Here is a 21,960-nt window from a genome sequence, read left to right on the forward strand (position 1 = left end):
GGTTTTTTGAACCTGTGGCTATTATCGCCAACTATCAGTCTTTCGCAAAGTTAAAATTGATTTAGCACCGCTAAGCAGGTGTTTTATCACAGATTTCCCCATACGGAGTCAAAATCATCAGGGGAATCATGGCCTGAGAGCGTATCTTTGGATGTCGGCTTTGCTTTGCTAATAGTACTGTTTAAGCGTTTAAAACTGAATTGATTATAGGCGCCAGTGAGATTGAGTTTTTCTGTTAGGGTCAGCTGGACTTCTTTACCGCGTTGATTGAGCACTACTTTTTGTCCCGAACGAAAGGGTACGCGTGGGGTGATTAAGGTCATTGGCTGCTTGGTGATAGGGATTGCGGGTAATACCAGTACTCGGACATACTCCGCATCACTGCCGGTCTTGCGAATGATACGGCAGCCATAAGGTGATGCCCCTGGGCTGATTAACTCCAGTCCGAGCTGGGTTTGATTATCTATATGGCTCACCCAGCGGATTACAGCAATATTCCAGTTGTGGCTATGCACTTCTTTAATGCCAACAATCTCACCGGTTTTAATCATCGCCCGGGTTTGTGGTGGCCATTCGATGCAATAGCCATGAGCGCTTGAGTTAATCATTTCCACACTGTGGCTGCGATATTTCTCAGGGGTTTTAGCGCTTTCTTCTGTCTCATTGCTGCGAATGTGATAGTCAATCGACTCTATCGATACGCTGGTTTGACCAACATTGGACTCATAGGGACTGTCCCATACATCCTTTTGTCGATGCAATTGGCTTCGCGCTTTCAAGAAGGGGTTGTCTTGTTGCATGGTATAGGTTTTGGCACCGCGCTCTTCAACCAATGCCTCAAAGCTGAGTTCACCGGATACAAAGTGATGGGTGGCGCTCAGGCCTACACACAGTTCAAGGTTATCGTGGTTTTCCAGACGCATAAAGTTACGTTTACTGACTGTGCCCCACGATAGGATGAGATGGCCAAGTAGATCCAGAGTGATTTTATAATCGTTACCTACTTTTAGGCTATCGGGGTCAGCGGCTTCACGGGTCTCGGATAAATGCCTAGTGAGCTTACTGGTATTGAGACTGAGCCACTGGTTATCAATTTTTGCTGTGTAAAGTTCCCGATACAGCGGTGGTCTGTCGTCGTTTGGGTTGAACGCAAACAGTTGCTGGTTGTTAATAGGCTCTATTTGGCAAAGGCTTGCCCAGTCAGTAAGGGGTTTAAAAATCCCATTAAAGTCTTCCTGGCGGAGCTGATTGGGTTTGCAGCAGCCTATGAGTAGGCCGCGAATATAACTGGCTGCAACACTGGAGCCGGTAAATTCCTTATCTTCAATGAAGTGTTCAAGAACCTGACATTGTTTGGCGAGTAGATAGAACTGGTGCAGCTTATACCATACGCCATCATTTACTGGTTCATAGAGCTGGTAGTGACGCTGAATATTTAAGGTGTGGTCAGTGATGGCGCGGTGTAACGCTTGTGCTATTAAATTGTCGGGTTTGCTAATACCGGATTTTTTCCCCAGCGCTGCCGTGTGGCTGGCAACAAGGGTATAGCCGGTGGCTAGTTGCGACTGCAGGCTGTAGGCCAAATCGGCTACTTTACGCGCTTGTTCCGGTAGAACTACGGGTTGGTTGAGGTAGTGTTTGCTAAGGGCGCGGCTGACAAAATAAATGGGCGACCGCAGTTTTTCGAGGGTAGCCATACGTTTCGCGGGCAGCATTCTGACGTGATTCAGCTCAGATAATGCCTGATAAAGTTGCTTGGTGGTTTGACCCAGATTAGCCATCCGCAATTGACCTACCCACTCATCAACTGCCGAGTCTCCGCCATCAAAATAACTGCTGCGCTCCAGTTCCTGACGGGGTAATTTTAGTCTGATGGTTTCAGGGCTGTTCATGTTGATTCGGCTTTATTTATCTCAGTGGTTTGAGTAGTGCTTGTCTAAGTATATGCGCTAACTCGTTGATTTTAATTATATATCAGATTTACCAAAATGGTGCGTTATTAGCCTGTCAGGAGTAGTACGGCTACAGCCCCAGATCAATGGGCGTTTTGGAGGTCGCCGCAGGGGTTTCCTTGACCAATTTTGGCACCAAGTAGCCGGGCAGTTGCGCCAATAGCTGCTGAGTGAGTAGTTTGGCCTGTTTCGGGCCCACATGAAAGTGGGCTGCCCCCTGAACTTGATCGAGTAAATGCAGGTAATAAGGTAGCGCTCCATATTCGAATAAGCGGTGACTAAGCTCCTGTAAAGTCTTGGCATCGTCGTTTACCCCTGCCAATAGCACTGCTTGATTTAACACCGTAATACCTGCGTCTTTTAACCGTAGCAAGGTTTGGCCAACGTGCTGATCAATTTCGTTGGCATGATTGCTATGGACCACCATCACGGTACGCAACTGTGTTGCAGTGAGCCAGCTTAGGCATTGTTGGTTAATGCGCTGGGGAATCACTATTGGCAGGCGGCTGTGAATACGCAATGTCGTAACATGTGGAATAGCGGCGATTTGCTGGCTGAGCTCTGCTAGTAGCGTATCGCTGGCAACCAAGGGGTCGCCACCACTAAAAATCACTTCATGGATACTGCTATCCTGGCGAATATAATCGAGGGTTTGTTGCCATTGGGCGCGGCCAGGGTTGTTATCTTCATAAGGAAAATGGCGGCGAAAACAGTAACGGCAGTTGATGGCGCAGGCACCACTCACTACCAGCAATACTCGTCCCTGATATTTATGGATCAAGCCGGGGGGGGTTGCTGTTGGCTTCTTGCAGCGGGTCTTGAGAAAACCCGGGTTGAAGATCCAGCTCCCGGCCAAGCGGCAGTACCTGCCGTAGTAATGGATCGTTCCAGTCCCCTTTCACCATGCGCTCAGCAAAAGCGAGCGGTACTCGTAGCGGAAAATCCTGACAGGCAGCCACCGCCGCGGGCAAGTGTTGCAGGTCAAGTTGCAGCAACTCAAACAGTTGTTGCGGTTGGCGGATGACATTGGCTAATGCCTGCTGCCAACTATCACTGTGGTGGGTAGTTAACGCAACAGTTTCTGCCTGACGGATTGGCTGTGTTTGAGGTATCATTAGCGCCTTTATATTTTTGTAGCTGTTTAAAGTAATGAGAGGATAACAATGGCGACCTATTCTACCAACGAATTTAAAAATGGTCTTAAGCTTATGTTGGAAGGCGACCCTTGTACCATCGTCGAGAACGAGTTTGTACGCCCTGGTAAAGGTCAGGCATTTAGCCGGGTAAAGTTTCGCAATTTGAGAACAGGTCGTATTTGGGAGCGCTCGCTAAAATCGGGTGAAACCCTGGAAGGTGCAGATGTGCTGGAAGTGGATATGGAATTCCTCTATAGCGATGGTGAGTTTTGGCATTTTATGGATCCGGTGACCTATGATCAGCATCAGGCTGATGCTAACGCAGTTGGGGAAGAGGCCAAGTGGCTAAAAGAGCAGGATAGCTGTGTAGTGACTTTGTATAACGGCGCGCCTCTAACCATTGCTGTACCCAATTTTGTCGATCTTGAGGTGGCTGAAACTGATCCTGGATTGAAAGGTGATACGGCGCAAGGCGGCAGCAAACCGGCCACGTTACAGACCGGCGCAGTAGTACGTGTGCCGCTGTTTATAGAAACCGGCGAAGTGTTAAAAATTGACACCCGCACAGGTGAATATGTTAGCCGCGCCAAAGGTTAAGCTTGCCGCCCGCTGTCATCTTCGCGGGCGAATTTCCATGTTTCGAATTGAGCTATGACCGACTACTGGCGTCCCTCGGCCTCAATGGCCAACTTACATCAGCGAGCCGCATTGCTAGCGCAAGTGCGGTTATTTTTTGCCGAGCGAAAAGTGCTGGAAGTAGAAACGCCCTTACTGGCGCAATATTCCGTCACCGATCCTTATATGGATGTCGTCACTGCGGAAAATCCACTGGCCGCCGGAGCGAATTATTTTTTACAAACCTCTCCCGAATACGCAATGAAGCGATTGTTGGCCGTAGGTTCCGGACCCATTTATCAAATTAGCAAAGCGTTTCGTAAAGGCGAGTTGGGCTCCCGGCATAATCCGGAATTTTCCATGCTGGAATGGTATCGCCCGGGCTTTGACGAAGTGCAGTTGATGGAAGAAGTGGCAGACTTGCTTAAAGCGGTACTCAATATTTCCGCGCCCTGCCAGTACCTGACTTATCGCGATGCGTTTCAGCAACAGTTGGGTTTTGATCCGCATCTGATTAGCTGTGATGATTTACAAACGTTGGCTAGAGCACAGCTGGATATCCAAATGCAAAGCGAGCACAAGGATGATTGGTTGAACCTGTTAATGGCAGAAATTATCGAGCCTAATTTGGATGCTACGGTGCCGGTATTTATTACCGACTATCCCGCCTCGCAAGCCGCGCTAGCGAAAACCGCCAAGGATGCTCGCGGCGTGTTAGTAGCCAAACGGTTTGAGTTATATTTTCAGGGTATGGAATTAGCTAACGGTTATTGTGAACTGACTAATGCTGAAGAGCAGCAACAGCGGTTTCAGCGCGACCAGCAATTGCGAGCAGTGTTGGGCCGCGAGCCGCGAGAGATTGACCGGTATTTATTGGCAGCGGTGGCGCAAGGTTTACCGGCTTGTGCGGGTGTGGCCTTGGGTTTTGATCGATTATTGATGCTGGTTGCGGGCGCTACGTCGATTAAAGATGTTATTAGTTTTACTGCTGATCGTGCTTGATATTTTAGGTGGTCGCAATCTGCTTCATAGCAGACATTAAAAGTTCCGAGATAAGTCGATATCTTTGGCTCAAATGTGCCACATTAGAGACGTTGGTACGAGGTCGGATAGAAATAATACTTGCCATGGCACAGTGCGGGGTCGGACCCACTTTTGTGCTGTTTACAAAAGTGGGTCCGACCCCTGACAGAAACCGTTGGCACGATTTCCCTAAATAAACCTTTTTCAGGTCACTCCGATTTATCAACTTGCCATTCTGGCAGATACTTCGAAACAACATTGTGCCGCGATAAGATCGACCCTATCCAATTTCCTGCCAGCTGGAATGCGCACGTAATTACTCGGGCCTGTAATGGGTCACGTAGCGACCAAGGGTGCAATCAGGAGCGATGTACGCTTCTGTGCCAAAACGGGCGCCCCAACTCTAATTAGATGGCCAAATTAATTATGCCACTACATGTTCACCTGTTGATTAACGCTGAGGGTAAAGACAGTATTTATCAGGTAATGAAAGTGGTTGCCAGTTGCTATGCATACTATATGAACCGCTCCTTTAGGCGCATTTAAAATAATCCCTCCGGCACTTTTTTAGTTGTAGAAGTACTTATATAACTATATAAATACCCTTATATACTTGATCTATAAATGAGGGTAATTTTCGCAGCTACTTAGATTTTTCACTAAAAAGGAAGGAATTGTCGGAATGCGGAAGGTACTTTTAGGGGTTTTATTCTTCGCGATGTCTAGCGTGCAGGTAGCAGCGGATCAAGTAATCGGTGGTAATTTATCAACTACTGGCGATTTGCGTATCACTTATAGAAACAGCGGAACAATGAATGTAGAACGCCACAATGGATCTTCTTTTGTTTCACAAGTATTTGCGGGAACAGCTAAAGGTTCTCGGCTTTATCAAGATGGTAATGGGTATAAGTTCGGTTATTTTACAGGCTCACAAACTCCGACACTTGATTCATTGACTGCGGAAACTGGTATTAAAAGTCGTATTACTGCTGTCTGGACTGCGGGCGATTATGCATACAAACACATCATTACTTACATTGATGGTGACAGTTTTTATACCAACCTTTGGAGCGTCACAAACAATAGTGGTATAACCGCTGCAGACATCCGTTTTTTTCATGGTGAGGATACTTTTCTTTCAGGTGGCGATAATGGCGCGGGCTTTTATGAAGCGGCTAATGAAACAGTTGGCGTAGAGCGCACCGGTGGCGGACTCGTGCAGCGTTTTATGTTACAGGGTGTAGACTCGCCCCACGCTTACCAAAGTGAGGACTACTTTAATGTATATACCTCTGCTAATGCTTCTGCGTTAAACAATACTATTGATACTAACCCCGCTACCGATAATGGTTACGCGCTTGAATGGCGTACCGTCAACCTAGCTGCGGGCGACACTTGGACGGTCAAGGCTGCCGAAAAGTTCTTTGTCACTGCTTCAGGTAATCTACTGGTTACGGCTCCGGTTATTTCCGAAGCTATTCCGGGTACAACGATTTCTATACCCTTTGTAGTCACGAATACTTCAGGCGGTAACCTCGCGACTATTAACGCCAATGTGACGTCATCGGCTGCTGGTTGGACCGCATCAATTACATCACCCGTTGGTGCCTTCAGTTTAACTAATGGCGCATCACAAACTGTTAATGTTGATGTAGTTATTCCACCTGGGGCAACCCCTGGAGAACGGAGTAACATTGAATTAACCAGTGATGACGGTGGTTTTTCTACTGCCGATATATCCGTAGCAGAAGTTCCTAACGCGATTCCTACTACACCGATTGATATCGATAGTGATACTAATATCGTTTCTGAATTGGCAGCAAACGGTGATGTGGTAGGTGTAACGATTGAGTCGACCGATACTGATACCTCACAAACACTCACTTACTCTCTGGTTGATGATGCAAGCGGTCGATTTACTATTGATTCTTCGACTGGTGTTATTACTGTTGCCAACGCAAGTACTCTCGATTTTGAAACGGATACTAGCCATGATGTGATTGTGCAGGTGTCGGATGGAGTTGACGTTGAATTGGCAAGCTTTACCATTGCAGTCGAAGATGTTGATGAGCTTGCCCCAACTGATATCAGCATAACTAGTTTGACCTTTACCGAAGGAGTTTCTGTTGGTACTGAGATTGGCACTCTTTCTTCGACGGATGCTACCTCTGGCGATACTTTTATCTATTCGCTTGTGGTTGGTGCTGGCGATGAGGATAATAGTTTTGTGTCAATATCTGGAAATTCTCTCCGTGTTAACGCTAACGTAGAGTACGCTATTACACCGAACTTAAACATCAGGGTTCGTACTGCTGATGCCATTGGTAATACCTTTGAAAAAACTTTTTCGTTGACGGTTATTGATGATCCTGACCTGCCTGTTATCCCAGAACCAGAACCAGAGCCAGAACCAGAACCAGAGCCAGAGCCAGAGCCAGAGCCAGAACCAGAACCAGAACCAGAGCCAGAGCCAGAGCCAGAACCAGAGCCAGAACCAGAGCCAGAACCAGAGCCAGAACCAGAGCTTGAAGTAGATGGAGATCAAGTGGCCCCTACAGTTAGACGACGTGGAGGTTCCATTGACATGGTATTCTTATTCGCACTGCTGCCGTTATTGATAGCAAGGCTCAAGCAACCTTCTAGTTAATATTATTTAGATCTCTAATAAAGGGTGGCTTTAGCTACCCTTTTTTTAACAGTGTTGGATATGATCGAGCAACTTAAAAATATACTCCTGACACAGTTACCAATACTGATCCTGACAATTACAGTAGGGGTGTTATCAGCACTTGGCGACGGCGTTACTGATCAGCTGAGTTTTGATCGAGATCGAATAAATAGTGGCCAGTGGTATCGCTTAATCACTTGTCACCTGGTTCACTTGGGGCCTACTCATGCGGCATTAAACATGGTGGCTGCTATTGTTGGCTGGATAATATTTCGCAGAGTTTTTGATCAATTCCAATGGCTAATCTGTATTCTTGTTAGTGCATTATCTATATCGACTATGCTCTGGCTGAGTGGAGTTGAGTGGTATGTTGGATTTTCAGCCATTATTCACAGCCTGATGTTGTTATCAATTGGTTTGGATAGATCCATAAACAAAATCACAAGATTTATCTTAATAGCAGGGCTAGTCAGCAAGGTTTTGTATGAGCAATTCTGTGGCGCAATCTTTTCAGGTACTACGGTAATTAATGGAGATGTGTCCGTTGAATCCCATCTTTTTGGGTTGATTTCCAGTCTTATTCTGCTTTTATTTTTCAAATTTAAAGATAGGATTTTTCATCAGGTTTAACTATGGCTGCATAAAAATCGATAACAATGATTAGAAAGGCTACTTTCCAATTAAAGGTGCCGGAGGGTTCGTTAAAGGGGGTAGCCCCCTTTAACGATAGATAGATTTAAACAAGGCGACTACATCCTTCTTGTCCCATACAAAGTCTGTAGTGGGTCAACTACCGAAGCAGAAGTATTTGTAACATACAGTCGGCTTCATTCCCATCTTCGGGCTTTTCTACATCAACGCTTCGTATAGCTGGCCAAATCCCTTATAAATCAATGAATGACGATAACGGTTTATGCGTTTACCAACACAGAAAAATTGGCAGCGTTAAATCCGATAAGTTGTTTTGGTCATCACTTTAGACATTGCCGTCATCAATTTTTTTGTTTTAGTTGAAAACGGATGGCCGCCTGCAGCCAGTGCGCGATCACCGTGCTGTTGTTCATCTGCCAGCATGGTTTCAAGAATGGCGCGACTTTTTTCATCCTCTGCAGGCAATTGCGTTAAATGATCAGTAATGTGTTTGCACACTTGATCTTCGGTGGCGGCAACAAATCCCAAACTCCACTTATCACCGGCAATGCCGGCTGCTGCACCGAGGGTAAAAGAGGCAGCATAAAATAACGGATTAAAAATACTGGTGTGACTACCCAGTTGGTTTAAGCGCTGTTCGCACCACACCAAATGATCGATTTCCTCTTGCGCAGCCTGTTCCATTTCTGCGCGCACTGTTGGCAATTTGGCGGTTAAGGCCTGTCCTTGATATAGCGCCTGCGCACAAACCTCACCGGTGTGATTGATACGCATTAAACCTGCCACATGTTTTTGCTGGGTGCTATCCAGCTCGCTGTGGGGTTTGGATTCGGCTGGACTGGCCTGACTTGCGGCGGCAGCGTTTGGCACCAAAGTACGCAGCGCTTGATCCGCGTTGATGATCAATTTGTCGATTAGGGACAAGTGACGCTGCATAGGGTTTTTCCTAGGTTGAAATTTTGTGCTTAACTTTGCTCGCGAGCAATCGCGCGGTAAGCAATATCATTTCTATAATAGACCTTATTCCAGTCTATGGCTTTGACTTGTTGGTAAGCTAATTGTTGCGCGGCGGTAACGGTGTCGCCCAGAGCTGTTGCACATAATACTCGGCCACCACTGGTGACGACCTGTTCGTTATTCAGTGCTGTGCCGGCGTGAAAAACTTTTGCATCGGCGATTTTCGCAGCAGCATCCAGCCCGCTAATAACATCACCTTTGTTATAGCTTTCCGGGTAACCGCCAGCGGCTAACACAACACCTACAGCGCAGCGGCTATCCCATTCGGCAGAGACTTTATCCAGTTCTCCATCGATGGCGGCTTCGCACATGGCAACCAGATCGCCTTTTAAGCGCATCATAATCGGCTGTGTTTCCGGGTCGCCAAAACGGCAATTGTATTCGATGACTTGTGGATCGCCATTAGCATTAATCATTAAACCGGCGTAAAGAAAGCCAGTGTAATCATTGCCTTCTGCTGCCATACCTTTAACAGTAGGCTCGATAACTTCTTTCATAATACGCTGATAGACTTCGTCGGTGACTACCGGTGCTGGTGAGTAGGCTCCCATACCGCCGGTGTTAGGACCGCTGTCGCCATCACCAACCCGTTTGTGATCTTGACTGGTAGCCATCGGTAAAATATTTTTACCGTCGACCATCACAATAAAGCTGGCTTCTTCACCTTCCAGAAAGCCTTCAATGACTACGCGGTGGCCGGCTTCGCCGAAGGCATTGCCCGCTAACATATCGCGGATTGCATCTTCAGCTTCCTGTTCCGTCATGGCAACAATTACACCTTTGCCCGCCGCCAAACCATCGGCTTTAATGACGATGGGTGCGCCCTGTTGTTGCAAGTAGCTCAGTGCAGGCTCGACTTCTGTAAACGTTGCATAACTGGCAGTGGGGATATTGTGTCGCGCTAAAAAATCTTTGGTAAAGGATTTCGAGCCTTCTAATTGCGCCGCGCCTTTGCTGGGGCCAAAACAGCGTAAGCCTTGGGCGCTGAAGAAATCAACAACGCCTTCGACCAAGGGTGCTTCGGGGCCAATAATCGTTAGGCCAATATTGTTGGCTTTAGCAAATTCAACCTGAGTGGTGAAATCCATCACATCAATATTGATGTTGGTGCAGTTTGCTTCTGTGGCGGTGCCGGCATTACCGGGTGCTACAAAAACGGTTTCTACATTATTGGATTGAGCGGCTTTCCATGCCAATGCGTGTTCACGGCCACCGGAGCCAATGATAAGTACGTTCATAGATTTTTTAGTCCAAAAGCATTGTGTCAGCTTTTAAAAAATAGTGCCGGTTACTTTGCGCTGACTCGTTAATAACCGGCAAACTTTAGCTGGCGTGTTAGTGTCTAAAGTGACGCATGCTGGTAAATACCATGGCCATATTTGCTTCATCCGCAGCGGCGATAACTTCATCGTCGCGAATCGATCCGCCGGGCTGTATCACACAGCTAATACCTGCTTGGGCTGCATTATCGATACCGTCACGAAATGGGAAGAAAGCGTCTGATGCCATTACCGAACCTTTCACCTCCAGACCTGCATGCTCTGCTTTAATGCCAGCAATACGTGCTGAATTAATGCGGCTCATTTGGCCAGCGCCAACACCCACGGTGCGACCAGCGCTACCGTAAACAATGGCATTGGACTTGACGAATTTGGCGACTTTCCAGGTAAATAATAAATCGCGAATCTCATCGGCAGTTGGCTGGCGTTTAGTAACGATTTTCAAATCGCTGGCGGTGATAATGCCCAGGTCGCGGTCTTGTACTAGCAGGCCGCCGTTAACGCGTTTCAAATCGTAATCTGCTTGTGGTGCTGACCATTGACCGCACTCTAGCAAACGAACATTTTTCTTTTCGGCGACCGCGGCTTTTGCTTCGGCGCTAATAGATGGTGCAATAATAACTTCGACAAATTGACGATCACAAATCATTTTAGCGGTGTTGGCATCCAGTTCGCGGTTGAAAGCGATAATACCGCCGAATGCAGACTCGGTATCAGTTTGGAAAGCCAGGTCGTAGGCCGTTTGAATATTATCGGCAATCGCAACGCCGCAAGGGTTGGCGTGTTTGACGATGACACACGCTGGCTCATCAAATTGTTTAACGCACTCCAGCGCGGCATCGGTGTCGGCAATATTGTTGTAGCTTAATTCTTTACCCTGCAATTGTTTGGCAGTGGCAATGCAACCAGCAGTTGGATTTTTTTCTACATAAAACGCTGAATTCTGGTGAGAGTTTTCACCGTAGCGCATGTCCTGGGCTTTAGTGAATTGGGCATTAAAAGTACGGGCAAAATTGTCATTGCCGCCAGGTACTTTTTTACCGAAGTAATTAGCGATAGCGCCGTCGTAAGCCGCAGTGTGTTCATAAGCTTTGATCGCTAAATCAAAGCGCGTGGCTTGCGAAGTGGAACCGTTGTTGGCTTTCATCTCTTCTAGAATGGTTTCGTAATCGCTGGCGTTAACGACGATATTAACGAAGGCATTATTTTTAGCGGCGGCGCGGACCATAGTCGGTCCACCAATGTCGATATTTTCAATCGCGTCAGCCAGTGAGCAATCGGGGTTGGCAACGGTTTTTTCAAAGGGGTATAAATTGACGACTACCATATCGATGGCGTTGATGCCGTGTTCTGCCATCACCGCATCGTCTTGTCCGCGACGGGCTAAAATACCGCCGTGTACTTTGGGGTGCAGGGTTTTAACTCTGCCGTCCATCATTTCTGGAAAGCCGGTGTAGTCGGATACTTCGATCGCGTTGATATCGTTGTCGCACAGAAGTTTATAAGTGCCACCGGTAGAAAGAATTTCTACGCCTTGTGCTACCAGGGCTTGGGCGAATTCAACAATGCCGGATTTATCGGAGACGCTGATCAGTGCGCGTTTGATGGGCAGAAAATTTTGGTCGTTGCTCATAGCGGTCAGTTCAAACTTTTATCAATGAAAGAAAAGGGTGAGATTTTTGTGCTGTCTTAAAATGGAAAAAGGGGTGACACATCACCCCCTTCGTCTTTTCGTCAGTTAACTTATAGCAGGCCGTACTGCTTCAATTTTTTACGTAAAGTACCGCGGTTCAGACCAAGCAGGACAGAGGCTTTGGTCTGGTTGCTACGAGTGTACTTCATCACTTCTTCTAGCAACGGCGCTTCTACTTCTGATAACACCATTTCATACACGTCAGTAACATCCTGACCTTCCAGGTGTGAGAAATAGTTTTTCAGGGCGATTGATACGCTGTCACGTAAGGTTTGCGCTTGCGCGACTGGGGCGTTAGTCAAATGCTGCTTGGTTTGATCTTGATTGTTCAGTTCAAGTTCTGACACTGATTCAGCGACTGGGGTTGGCGCGCTGCCAGGGAGAGTGTCATTGTTTTTCATGCTGCGATTACCTCTTGGTTGCTTGCGGTATCGGCTTTGGATTGCCGCGTACCTTGTTCATATTGAAAGGGTTGATGATTAAAGAGTTCTGCACTCTGTTGTTCAAAATACCAATCGATTGCCAAGCATTGTTCAATGGCATCTTCGATTTGATTGAATTTTTTGCGAAATGCCTGATTGTCAGTCACTCCGTCTGTTAAATACCAGCCCACGTGTTTGCGGGCGATTTTGACTCCCATAAATTCACCATAAAAGGTGTGGAGTGCGTCCAGATGTTGCAATAGGACGCGCTTAATTTCTTCTTTACCAGGTGATGCTAGCAGTTCACCGCTTGCTAAAAAGTGATCTATTTCCCGGCATAACCAGGGCCTGCCTTGGGCGGCGCGACCGATCATCACGGCATCGGCGTTGGTGTAATCCATGACTTGTTTGGCTTTCTGTGGTGAATCTATATCACCGTTAGCAAACACCGGAATAGCAATGGCTGCTTTGATGGCAGCGATGGTGTCGTACTCAGCCTGACCATTAAAACGACAGGCTTTGGTTCTGCCATGTACTGCCAATGCGGCAATACCACAATCCTCAGCGATACGGGCAATATCCAGGCCATTGCGTTGCTCAGTGGACCAGCCGGTGCGAATCTTCAGCGTAACCGGTACATCAACCGCAGCCACTACCGCATGTAAAATTTCAGCGACCAGTTTCTGGTCTTTCATCAGTGCAGAGCCTGCGGCTTTCTTGCAAACTTTCTTTGCTGGGCAGCCCATATTGATATCAATAATCTGGGCACCACGTTCGACATTCAGGCGCGCTGCTGCCGCCATCATGACCGCGTCCCCGCCTGCTATTTGTACTGACCGTGGTTCCAGTTCATCACAGTGCGTTAGCCGCTGTTGTGACTTCCGTGTATGCCATAAACGACTGTCACTGGTAACCATTTCAGACACCACCAAGCCGGCTCCAAACCGTCGGCACAACTGCCGAAACGGAAGGTCGGTAACGCCGGCCATAGGTGCGAGTACGACTCGACTGGCCAATGAATAGGGACCAATTTGAAACACTGCACATCCTGAATAGTGGAGCTAGTGGTAATGTTTATGGGTATTTTTCGGTTGCTAACTACTGCGCGAGTGATAAAACGAACCGTGGCATCCTCACATTTTTGACCGCATCCTGGCTGCCAAAAAAGAGGCGCTATCATACTGATAAGTGCCATCAGGATAAAGCCTTATCGGACAACTTTTATACAATTTTTTGGTTGACTTTTGTTCAGGTGCGGAGTTTTGGGCAGGCTATCCCCCTGACTATTGCTAGTGAGTGAAACACAGGCAGTTGGACTGCCCGAGCTAGCTGCCTTGGTGGGGGTGGAAGCGCAATTGATAGTTAACCGCCTGTTCGCCGGGGTCAACGATCTCTAGTGAAATATGTACCGGCTGTTTCATCGGCATTAGCTCGTCACCGCTTAGCTCACCGGCCAGATATTCTGACGGTGAGAATTGGCGGCCGGCGACAATATCGCCATCAAGGTCGGTGAATTGCAGTTCCATGATGGGAAAGCGTTGCTTGAAATCGGCGCGGTTAATGATAATGGCGTCGACCACCAGTGCCTGTTGAGCGTTGGGGTGGCTGCGTACCATCAGGTTTGAGGAAAGGATGCTGTTGATGTCATCCAGGCTTGGGATTTTGCAGCCGATAGTATCGCAGGCGGTAGTTAACAGTGGGCGATAATCAGGGTCGCGGGCTAGTCGGTCAAAATTAAATATCAGATACTGGGCGGCAAACATCAGCAGAGCGATGACAATACTGCTCACCCAGGCTCTTTTGACCCAGCGGGAGTGATCGGTAGGCATTGCCATGATGACAGGTTCGGATTCGATCGCATGCAGCAGGCTATTGTGGTTGCCATGATGTTGACCGATACGCTCGCCAGCCATTAGCGACTCATTGCCAAGGACAAATTCTTCTTCGACGAGACTGGCGGGTTCTTCGAGACTTTGCTCAGAGTCTTCGTGCTCTAGCTCATAACCTTCATCGCTGCGATCATTGAGAATATCCTGTAGCTCGTTATCCATGGCCGGCTGGTCGTCTTCCAGGGCATCAAATAAATCACTAAAGGCATCATCGGCTAATTCTTCTGGCTGTTCATCAGCGGCGGGCTCCTCATATTTGGGTTCGTCCTCTTCCAGTAATTTTCTGGCCCAGGCATCTTCCTGAATGGATTCTTCATCACCGCCGAGATCGTCAAGCTCTTTAAATAAGGAGCTGGACTCCGGTTTTCCCTCGTTAAGCTGGAGAAACGAGTCGCTGAAACCAAACTCTTCTTCGCTATTAATATTGGGCTCTATTTCCAGATCGAGATCGGTATTGATGATACTGTCGCTGATTAAGTAATCGTCTTCATCATCACCTTGCGATTCTGCCAGCGCCAAAGCTTCGTCAGGTTTACTTTCTACGTCTACTTCTGGTTCGGGAGCGAAGGTCGGGCTGTCCTCGTTGTTCGTATCCTCGAGTTCATTCGTGTCGTCAGGTGGCAGGTCTTCCCCGGTGCTAACATCCTGCACAGGCTCATCGCTGCTGGAATCAGCAAGCAGGTCAAAGTCATCATCGGCGAACATGTCATCGTCGAAAATGTTATCCATCCCATCCTGTTCAGGGTCATCATTAAACAGATCTTCATAATCGGGACTGCTGGCGGCTGCAGGCGCGTTGCTTGGTTCTTCTTCAAACAGCGAGGTTTCTGCTGGTGCAGCGGGCTGTGGATTGTTGAGCCAGTGTTCGGGAGCCTTAAAGATATGCAGGCAGGAGCCGCAGCGGACTGCGCCATTGGCAATACCAAGTTGAGCCTCGGTGACTCGAAACGAGGTGTGACAGCTGGGGCATTGGGTGACCTGACTGGTCATAGCGGTGGTTCCTGATGGTGCAGTTAATAAAGATTAAGTGTATCGCTTTTTTCAGAAAAAACGAGGGCTTAAAGCGGCTTTGTTATTTACTTTGTGAAGTCAGGCTGGGGATTGATGTGAGGTTTAGCGTTTGCTGCCAGAGAGCCTGGCCCAATCTTGCTCAAGCACGACTGCATCCATTTCAAACCATTGCAGATAGTGCTGCCGTAACTCTTCTGCCTGACTGGAGATAATTCCGGATAATGCCAGTAGTCCATGCTCGGTGGTTAGTTTGCTGATAGTGGGTGCCAACTCAGCTAGCGGGCCGGCGAGGATGTTGGCAACAGTGATGTCCGCCTGAATATCCGCGGGGGCATCTTCGGGGAGGTAGGTGTGAATATGCTCGCTGGCGATGTTATTGCGGCGCGCATTATCCAAAGTGGCAATCAGCGCCTGCGGGTCGTTGTCGACAGCAATGACTTGCGTCGCGCCTAGGAGTAAGGCAGCGATGCCGAGAATACCGGAGCCGCAACCATAATCCAGAACGGTTTTGCCTTTCACATCGATGCTATCCAGCCATTCCAGACACAGTGCAGTGGTGGGGTGGGTGCCGGTGCCAAAGGCTAAGCCGGGGTCCAGCATCAGGTTTACGTCGTTGGGCTCGGGCGGCTGTTTCCAGCTGGGGCAAATCCACAGTCGTCGGCCAAAGCGCATAGGGTGGAAATTATCCATCCACTCACGCTCCCAATCCTTATCTTCCAGAATCTCCCATCGATAGCTTGGCAGGTGTTGATTGGGGTAAACGCAAGAGTAACTAGCGGTGGCGATGACGGTGGCCTGATCGGTATCTGTGTCGGCAGTGAATAAGCCGGTGATGCGGGTATTGTTCCAGAGCGGTGTTTCGCCCACCGCAGGCTCCAGAATCGGTTGGTCGGCGTTATCTTCCATGGTGACCGAGACTGCGCCAGCCGCTAGCAATGCATCTTCGACCGCTCCGGTTTGTTCGCGGGTGGTTTGCACCCGCAGTTGTAGCCAGCTCATTGTTATTGCATCAGTCTGAATGCTGCCGGTAAAGTGGAGAGGACTCTACATTCCAAGCTTTTTCTCCAGATAATGAATGTTGACACCACCTTTGCGGAAGGCGGTATCCCGGACCAAATCCTGCTGTAAAGGAATGTTAGTGCGGATACCTTCGATGACCGTTTCATCCAGTGCAACGCGCATGCGATCCAGAGCCGTAGTGCGGTCTTCTGCCCAGGTAATGATTTTTCCAATCATTGAATCGTAATTAGGTGGCACGGTGTAGCCGCTGTACAGATGAGAATCGACTCGCACACCTAAGCCGCCAGGGGCGTGGAACATTTTTATCTGTCCAGGGCAGGGCATAAAGGTTTTAGGGTCTTCTGCGTTGATTCGGCATTCAAAGGCGTGGCCGTTGAGCTTGATGTCTTCCTGTTTGTAAGACAGTTTTTGGCCGGCGCATACGCGAATCTGCTCTTTGATCAAATCCACGTTGGTCACCATTTCGGTGACAGGGTGTTCAACCTGAATACGGGTATTCATTTCAATAAAGTAAAAACCACCGTCTTCGTAGAGAAACTCAAACGTACCCGCACCGCGATAACCAATTTCGATACAGGCTTTAACACAGGATTGATAAACTTCCTGCCGCACATCTTCCGGAATACCGGGAGCGGGTGCTTCTTCTAATACTTTTTGGTGCCGACGCTGCAAGGAGCAGTCGCGATCATACAAGTGGATGGCGTTACCCTGGCCGTCAGACATGACTTGAATTTCGACATGACGCGGATTTTCTAAAAACTTTTCCATATAAACCGTACCGTCGCCGAAAGCGGCGGCAGCTTCTGCGCGGGTCACATGGATGGAATTTAGCAATGCGGCTTCACTCTGCACTACCCGCATGCCGCGACCACCGCCACCGGCGGCAGCCTTGATAATTACCGGATAGCCAATTTCACGGGCGATAGCCAAACAGCGCTCTTTGTTATCAACCGGGAGTGGGCCGTTAGAGCCTGGCACAGTAGGTACACCCGCTTTACGCATGGCTTCAATGGCAGACACTTTGTCGCCCATCAAGCGGATTACATCCGGGGAAGGCCGATAAAGGTGAAGCCGCTCTTTTGTACTTGTTCAGCAAAATCTGCACTTTCAGCTAAAAAACCGTAGCCGGGGTGGATGGCCACCGAGTCGGTTACTTCAGCTGCGCTGATAATGGCTGGTATATTGAGGTAGCTGAGGGGTGACGGAGCGGGACCGATACAAACTGACTCGTCAGCGAGTCGCACGTGCATTAGGTCTTTATCTGCTTGTGAGTGCACCGCTACAGTTTTAATGCCCATCTCTTTGCAGGCGCGCAAAATACGGAGTGCGATTTCGCCGCGGTTGGCGATAAGAATTTTTTCCAACATGAAACTATTTCCAGTTTGTCGCTTGCGGCCACATTAAAGAGAGCGTGGCAGCTGCATAACCCAATAAGTCAGGACCTTATTAAATCTATTAATAACGGTCGCCAGTAATTGCTTTTAAACTATGGTGACCAAAGGTTGATCAAACTCTACGGGTTGGCCGTCTTCAACCAGTACGGCCTCGATAACGCCGGCTTTATCCGCTTCAATTTGGTTCATCATTTTCATCGCTTCGATAATGCAGATAACATCGCCGACTTTAACGTGCTGGCCAATCTCAACAAATTTTGGCGAGCCGGGTGAGGCAGCAGCATAAAAAGTACCGACCATGGGTGATTTAACCAGGTGGCCATTGCTAGCGGGTGCTGCTGCAGCTTCAGTGGCGGGTGCTGCTGCAGCCGGTGCGGCAGCGGGAGCTGGTGCCGCCATCGGCATGGGCATTGGCTGAGGGTAATAAGGCATAGAGGCATTGCCGTTCCGGCTGATGCGTACGGACTCTTCACCTTCTTTTATTTCAATCTCGTCGATGTTGGATTCTTCGAGCAGTTCAATCAGTTTTTTAACTTTACGTATATCCATGACAGTTCTCTTGCTGTGGTGTCTTTAATTAGAATGAATGAGTTAGGGGTCGGTTTTGCTAATCGCTGCCTGTAGCGCTAATAAATAGCCCTGGCTGCCCAGTCCGCTAATCACACCGACGGCAATGTCAGAGAGATAGGAGGTCTGGCGAAATGCTTCACGTTTGTAGACGTTGGAAATGTGAACTTCAATAAAGGGTATGTTGACGCCTAATAACGCATCGCGCAGCGCAATGCTGGTGTGAGTGAATGCGCCGGGATTGAAGATAATGAAATTAATACCTTCATTGCGGGCGGCGTGGATGCGCTCAATAAGTTCGTACTCCGCATTACTTTGCATGGTTAGCAAGTGGTGGCCAGCAGCGATAGCGGCGTCGGTTAAGTCCCGGTTGATGTCATCCAGCGTATCTGAACCGTATACTTCAGGCTCACGACTACCGAGCAGGTTGAGATTGGGGCCGTGGAGTACCAGAAAAGATGCCATGATTTGATCCTGATTTGCGCCTTTATTGTATCTAGATTGATCCTGGCTAGTGCCGCGAATGACTATCAAGCTAACTCGTAATGGCTAGTTGGCGCGATTCTGCCTTAAAAAATAAGCCTAGTCCAACTTTTGTTTATTTCAATGCATATAGCAGCAAAATAGCGACAATTGAATGCAAGATTGCCTCAAGTTTGTGTTTGTCTTTAACCTTTTAGCGACAATAGGCGACATGTTCTTCACACTATTTGGGGAGATTGGGGGAAATGTCGACTTTTTCTTAAATAATGCGTCTATCGTCTGTTAAAAGTTGATATATTGACGGTTTTGTAAAAGTTTGACGGTTTGTAAGCCTGGAATTGATAAAAAAATCGTTTCTACGACGATCGCAGCAACTCTAATTAAAAATTGGCTTATAACTAAGAGTTTTAACTATTTTCAGCTGGTGTGGCAGCGGCGATGGCATCCAGTACGATGTCCACGGTCAGAATTTGCGGGAGTAGCGTGCCATGAGAGGCGTTGCCAGCGGGAAACATTATATAGAGGGGAATACCATTGCGGCCATATTGCTTTAGCAAGTCAGTGATTAGTGGATTGTGGTTAGTCCAGTCACCTTTTAGGTAGGTGATCCCGGCGGTTTGCAATGCCTGTTGTATGGTTTGAGTGCTCAGTGTGACTTTCTCATTGGCCAGGCAAGTAATACACCAGTCGGCAGTGATATTTATAAATACGGGTTTGCCTTGTTGCCTTAGTTGCGCCAGCGTCTCGGGTTGATAGGCAATCCAGCTTTGGTCAGCAGTGCTCGCAGTGCTGTTATCCTGTGTGCGCAACATCGGGCTAACCAATAAACTGATGGCAGTTGCCAGGCAGATAGCACTTAAAGTCCGTTTAATAACGCCTCCGGACCAAAGCCATATTGCCAGCGCCAGTATGCTGCAGCCCAACAGCAGTGTCGCCATGCCATTGACCCCTGTCTGATTACCCACTACCCAGCATAACCAGATCGCAGTGATGTAGAGAGGGAAGGCGAGAAATTCCTTTAGATGCTCCATCCAGATGCCCGGTTTAGGGATTTTGGCCAGCAGTTTTGGTGAATAGCTAAGCAGTAATACCGGTAGTGCCATGCCTAGGCCGAGGGCGGCAAACACCAGTACTGCAATTGATTTGGGTTGGGTGATAGCAAAGCCTAGCGCGGTTCCCATAAACGGGGCGGTACATGGGCTGGCGACAACTGTCGCCAGAACGCCACTAAAAAAGCTGCCGCTATAGCCTTGCTTGCTGGCTAGCTCATTGCCAGCGTTCATCCATTGGCCGCCGATGTCGACAAAACCAGATAAGCTCAGGCCCATAACAAAAAATAAATAAGCGAGGCCGGCTACCAGCCATGGTGACTGTAAATGAAAGCCCCAGCCAATTGCTTCGCCTGCTGCCTGAAGTGTCACCAGAATGAAGGCCACTAATACAAAGCTGGCAATTACCCCGGCGCTATACGACCAGCCATGGGTGGTTGGCGAGTGTTGTTTGTCGTTAGCGAAGGCCAATACTTTTAGGCTAAGTACTGGAAACACACAGGGCATTAAATTCAAAATGGAACCGCCGAGTATGGCTAGTAACAGCATATACGGGAGCTGGTTCCAGTTGGTTGTTTTAGTCTCGGGCTGAACTGTGGTGGTTTGGCTGTTTCCTGCATCGATGGCCGCGGGTTTGGTTGTTTCCTGAATGCTAAGCTGCTGGCCGTTGATTTTAAAATATTGTGAGTAAGGGGGGTAGCATAAGCCAGCGTCAGCGCAGCCCTGGCTGGTAACGGTTAATTGAATATTGGTAAGTGCGGGTAGTTTGGGTAGAAAAATATCCGCTTGTTGGTAGTAGACTTCCACGCGACCAAAGTATTCATCTTCTTTTTCCAGTCCGCTGGGGATGATGGCATCGCTGGTCAGCACCTGACCGTTGGCGGAGAGCTGGAAACGAAAGCCATGGCGATATAGATAGTAGTCATCGGCAATTTGCCAGTTCAGTCGTAATTGGCCGTCAGCTTCAAATTCTGCGTTAAGCTGATAGGCTTGTTCTACCGGTAAAAATTCCGGGTCATCACCGAAGTTATTAGTGCTAAAGCTGCTGGAGGCATTGTTATCGAAGTCGTTCTGGGCCTGGCTGTAGCTGCTGTGGAGTATCAGGCTGAAAGCGAGAATAATAAGTCGAAAGTACATAAAATTCCTGAGGGTGTTTGAAAGTATAGTGACGGCAGCTAGCGTTATGCCTTGGGCTGGTAAACCCTTGCTTAGTTCCCTGACTGTTAGTGTCGGTTATTGTAGCGCAATATTGTTTAATAACTGTGGCACCATACCCATTATCTTATTTTATGCGAGTGTCTCAATGAGGTTTAAATGTTGATGTGGATAATGCAGCGTGGCCTGGTTTATAGCCTGCTTGGATTTTCGTTAGTGGCCTGTAATGGTTTTGTGGCAAAGCCGATGCCTGCACCGGTGGTGGAGGCGCTGGTTCAGCCAGAGCCAGCCCGGCAGCTATCAGCTGCCGGGCAGCGTCAGCAGCTTAGGGTGATGCTGGCCAATGCACAGCAAGCGCTGGCTGATGATCGGTTGATGGTGCCTGAGTTTGACAGTGCCTATGATTGGTATCGGCAGGTGCTGGCTGTCGATCAGGAGAATGCCGAGGCGCATTGGGGTATGCATGAAATTACCCGTCGCTACTTGCAGTTGGCGGAGCAGGCATTCGATAGTCACCGATTGGGTTTGGCAGAACAAATGCTGCGGCGTGCAGAGATGATTGCTGCTAACCCCCTTACCACAGAGGCGATTCGCCAGCGTTATAAACAGACAGTACGAACAGGTGAAGTATTGCTGCCGGTTGGTGCATTGTCGGCGCGTAATGAACTCATTCAACAGCAGCTAGCTGAGTTGGCGCAGCAAGCACGGGCTAAGCAGTCGCGATTATTAATTGTTGCTCGCAACGATGCGGAGGGGCGTTGGGTGTATCAACAGATGCGTTCAGCAGTGGACGGTTTTCGTCTGCGGGGTAATATCGAAATCGGGCAGGTGCCGCGTATTGTGTTATTGGACTTGGACTAAAATTGATTTAAGTTTGCCATAGTGATCGTGTAATAAAGCATAATAAGCGTGTTGGTAATAAGGTATAGTAGCCA

At 48.4% G+C, this 21,960-nt stretch carries 17 protein-coding genes and 2 pseudogenes; 6 read left to right on the top strand and 13 right to left on the bottom strand.

Annotated elements, in window-relative coordinates; translation table 11 throughout:
• Positions 1 to 86: 86 nt before the first annotated feature.
• The gene (locus tag UNITIG_RS13915; protein WP_101758922.1) at positions 87 to 1,892 is read right to left on the bottom strand and encodes a hypothetical protein; all 1,806 of its coding nucleotides are present in this window, start codon (positions 1,890 to 1,892) and stop codon (positions 87 to 89) included.
• 130 nt (positions 1,893 to 2,022) lie between these two features.
• A pseudogene (gene epmB / locus UNITIG_RS13920) lies at positions 2,023 to 3,067 on the bottom strand (EF-P beta-lysylation protein EpmB).
• A gap of 48 nt (positions 3,068 to 3,115) precedes the next feature.
• Here epmB and efp point away from each other — a divergent pair.
• The 5 genes from efp to rrtA all read left to right on the top strand — a co-directional run bounded on the left by efp (position 3,116) and on the right by rrtA (position 8,024).
• Positions 3,116 to 3,685, top strand: a complete 570-nt coding sequence (efp, locus tag UNITIG_RS13925; protein WP_101758923.1) for an elongation factor P — start codon at positions 3,116 to 3,118, stop codon at positions 3,683 to 3,685.
• Between the two features lie 54 nt (positions 3,686 to 3,739).
• Entirely contained in the window at positions 3,740 to 4,705 is a 966-nt protein-coding gene (gene epmA / locus UNITIG_RS13930; protein ID WP_101758924.1) for an EF-P lysine aminoacylase EpmA, read from the top strand.
• Between the two features lie 447 nt (positions 4,706 to 5,152).
• Complete coding sequence (locus tag UNITIG_RS25630; protein ID WP_369809203.1) at positions 5,153 to 5,272, top strand: hypothetical protein; 120 nt, start codon at positions 5,153 to 5,155, stop codon at positions 5,270 to 5,272.
• Between the two features lie 136 nt (positions 5,273 to 5,408).
• Positions 5,409 to 7,373, top strand: a complete 1,965-nt coding sequence (locus tag UNITIG_RS13940; protein WP_101758926.1) for a cadherin domain-containing protein — start codon at positions 5,409 to 5,411, stop codon at positions 7,371 to 7,373.
• Positions 7,374 to 7,433: 60 nt separating this feature from the next.
• Positions 7,434 to 8,024, top strand: coding sequence for a rhombosortase (gene rrtA / locus UNITIG_RS13945; RefSeq protein ID WP_101758927.1), 591 nt, complete (start codon positions 7,434 to 7,436; stop codon positions 8,022 to 8,024).
• A gap of 315 nt (positions 8,025 to 8,339) precedes the next feature.
• On the opposite strand, the gene coq7 is transcribed toward rrtA, so the two are convergent.
• The 11 genes and pseudogenes from coq7 to UNITIG_RS14000 form a co-directional block, all read right to left on the bottom strand.
• Positions 8,340 to 8,981 carry a 2-polyprenyl-3-methyl-6-methoxy-1,4-benzoquinone monooxygenase gene (gene coq7, locus UNITIG_RS13950; protein ID WP_101758928.1) on the bottom strand — a complete coding sequence of 214 codons (642 nt, stop codon included), beginning with the start codon at positions 8,979 to 8,981 and terminating at the stop codon, positions 8,340 to 8,342.
• Positions 8,982 to 9,010: 29 nt separating this feature from the next.
• Entirely contained in the window at positions 9,011 to 10,300 is a 1,290-nt protein-coding gene (gene purD / locus UNITIG_RS13955; protein WP_101758929.1) for a phosphoribosylamine--glycine ligase, read from the bottom strand.
• 97 nt (positions 10,301 to 10,397) lie between these two features.
• Positions 10,398 to 11,975 (bottom strand): bifunctional phosphoribosylaminoimidazolecarboxamide formyltransferase/IMP cyclohydrolase, encoded by a 1,578-nt coding sequence (gene purH, locus UNITIG_RS13960; RefSeq protein ID WP_101758930.1) that lies wholly within the window; start codon positions 11,973 to 11,975, stop codon positions 10,398 to 10,400.
• 110 nt (positions 11,976 to 12,085) lie between these two features.
• Complete coding sequence (gene fis / locus UNITIG_RS13965) at positions 12,086 to 12,436, bottom strand: DNA-binding transcriptional regulator Fis (protein WP_200821294.1); 351 nt, start codon at positions 12,434 to 12,436, stop codon at positions 12,086 to 12,088.
• A complete protein-coding gene (gene dusB / locus UNITIG_RS13970; protein WP_101758931.1) occupies positions 12,433 to 13,497 on the bottom strand; it encodes a tRNA dihydrouridine synthase DusB in 1,065 nt (354 codons plus the stop codon). The genes fis and dusB overlap by 4 nt, the downstream gene beginning before the upstream one ends.
• Positions 13,498 to 13,782: 285 nt before the next feature.
• Positions 13,783 to 15,336 (bottom strand): DUF3426 domain-containing protein, encoded by a 1,554-nt coding sequence (locus UNITIG_RS23605; protein WP_101758932.1) that lies wholly within the window; start codon positions 15,334 to 15,336, stop codon positions 13,783 to 13,785.
• A 123-nt stretch (positions 15,337 to 15,459) separates the two neighbouring features.
• On the bottom strand, positions 15,460 to 16,356 hold the full coding sequence (gene prmA / locus UNITIG_RS13980) for a 50S ribosomal protein L11 methyltransferase (protein WP_101758933.1): 897 nt from the start codon (positions 16,354 to 16,356) through the stop codon (positions 15,460 to 15,462).
• Between the two features lie 45 nt (positions 16,357 to 16,401).
• A pseudogene (accC, locus tag UNITIG_RS13985) lies at positions 16,402 to 17,744 on the bottom strand (acetyl-CoA carboxylase biotin carboxylase subunit).
• A 114-nt stretch (positions 17,745 to 17,858) separates the two neighbouring features.
• Entirely contained in the window at positions 17,859 to 18,320 is a 462-nt protein-coding gene (accB, locus tag UNITIG_RS13990; RefSeq protein WP_101758934.1) for an acetyl-CoA carboxylase biotin carboxyl carrier protein, read from the bottom strand.
• Positions 18,321 to 18,362: 42 nt separating this feature from the next.
• The gene (gene aroQ, locus UNITIG_RS13995; protein WP_101758935.1) at positions 18,363 to 18,803 is read right to left on the bottom strand and encodes a type II 3-dehydroquinate dehydratase; all 441 of its coding nucleotides are present in this window, start codon (positions 18,801 to 18,803) and stop codon (positions 18,363 to 18,365) included.
• 425 nt (positions 18,804 to 19,228) lie between these two features.
• Positions 19,229 to 21,007, bottom strand: a complete 1,779-nt coding sequence (locus UNITIG_RS14000) for a protein-disulfide reductase DsbD (protein WP_101758936.1) — start codon at positions 21,005 to 21,007, stop codon at positions 19,229 to 19,231.
• A 177-nt stretch (positions 21,008 to 21,184) separates the two neighbouring features.
• On the opposite strand from UNITIG_RS14000, the gene UNITIG_RS14005 reads away from it, so the two are divergent.
• On the top strand, positions 21,185 to 21,886 hold the full coding sequence (locus UNITIG_RS14005) for a hypothetical protein (RefSeq protein ID WP_145999173.1): 702 nt from the start codon (positions 21,185 to 21,187) through the stop codon (positions 21,884 to 21,886).
• Positions 21,887 to 21,960 lie beyond the last annotated feature (74 nt).

The organism is Oceanicoccus sp. KOV_DT_Chl, from assembly GCF_900120175.1.
Taxonomy (GTDB): Bacteria; Pseudomonadota; Gammaproteobacteria; order Pseudomonadales; family Dasaniaceae; genus Oceanicoccus.

Coding starts and splice junctions, on each gene's coding strand:
- UNITIG_RS14000 (WP_101758936.1), bottom strand. CDS start 21,007: ATGTACTTTCGACTTATTATTCTCGCTTTCAGCCTGATACTCCACAGC.
- fis (WP_200821294.1), bottom strand. CDS start 12,436: ATGAAAAACAATGACACTCTCCCTGGCAGCGCGCCAACCCCAGTCGCT.
- aroQ (WP_101758935.1), bottom strand. CDS start 18,803: ATGGCATCTTTTCTGGTACTCCACGGCCCCAATCTCAACCTGCTCGGT.
- UNITIG_RS25630 (WP_369809203.1), top strand. CDS start 5,153: ATGCCACTACATGTTCACCTGTTGATTAACGCTGAGGGTAAAGACAGT.
- purD (WP_101758929.1), bottom strand. CDS start 10,300: ATGAACGTACTTATCATTGGCTCCGGTGGCCGTGAACACGCATTGGCA.
- UNITIG_RS14005 (WP_145999173.1), top strand. CDS start 21,185: ATGTTGATGTGGATAATGCAGCGTGGCCTGGTTTATAGCCTGCTTGGA.
- epmA (WP_101758924.1), top strand. CDS start 3,740: ATGACCGACTACTGGCGTCCCTCGGCCTCAATGGCCAACTTACATCAG.
- purH (WP_101758930.1), bottom strand. CDS start 11,975: ATGAGCAACGACCAAAATTTTCTGCCCATCAAACGCGCACTGATCAGC.
- accB (WP_101758934.1), bottom strand. CDS start 18,320: ATGGATATACGTAAAGTTAAAAAACTGATTGAACTGCTCGAAGAATCC.
- coq7 (WP_101758928.1), bottom strand. CDS start 8,981: ATGCAGCGTCACTTGTCCCTAATCGACAAATTGATCATCAACGCGGAT.
- UNITIG_RS13915 (WP_101758922.1), bottom strand. CDS start 1,892: ATGAACAGCCCTGAAACCATCAGACTAAAATTACCCCGTCAGGAACTG.
- prmA (WP_101758933.1), bottom strand. CDS start 16,356: ATGAGCTGGCTACAACTGCGGGTGCAAACCACCCGCGAACAAACCGGA.
- UNITIG_RS13940 (WP_101758926.1), top strand. CDS start 5,409: ATGCGGAAGGTACTTTTAGGGGTTTTATTCTTCGCGATGTCTAGCGTG.
- UNITIG_RS23605 (WP_101758932.1), bottom strand. CDS start 15,336: ATGACCAGTCAGGTCACCCAATGCCCCAGCTGTCACACCTCGTTTCGA.
- efp (WP_101758923.1), top strand. CDS start 3,116: ATGGCGACCTATTCTACCAACGAATTTAAAAATGGTCTTAAGCTTATG.
- rrtA (WP_101758927.1), top strand. CDS start 7,434: ATGATCGAGCAACTTAAAAATATACTCCTGACACAGTTACCAATACTG.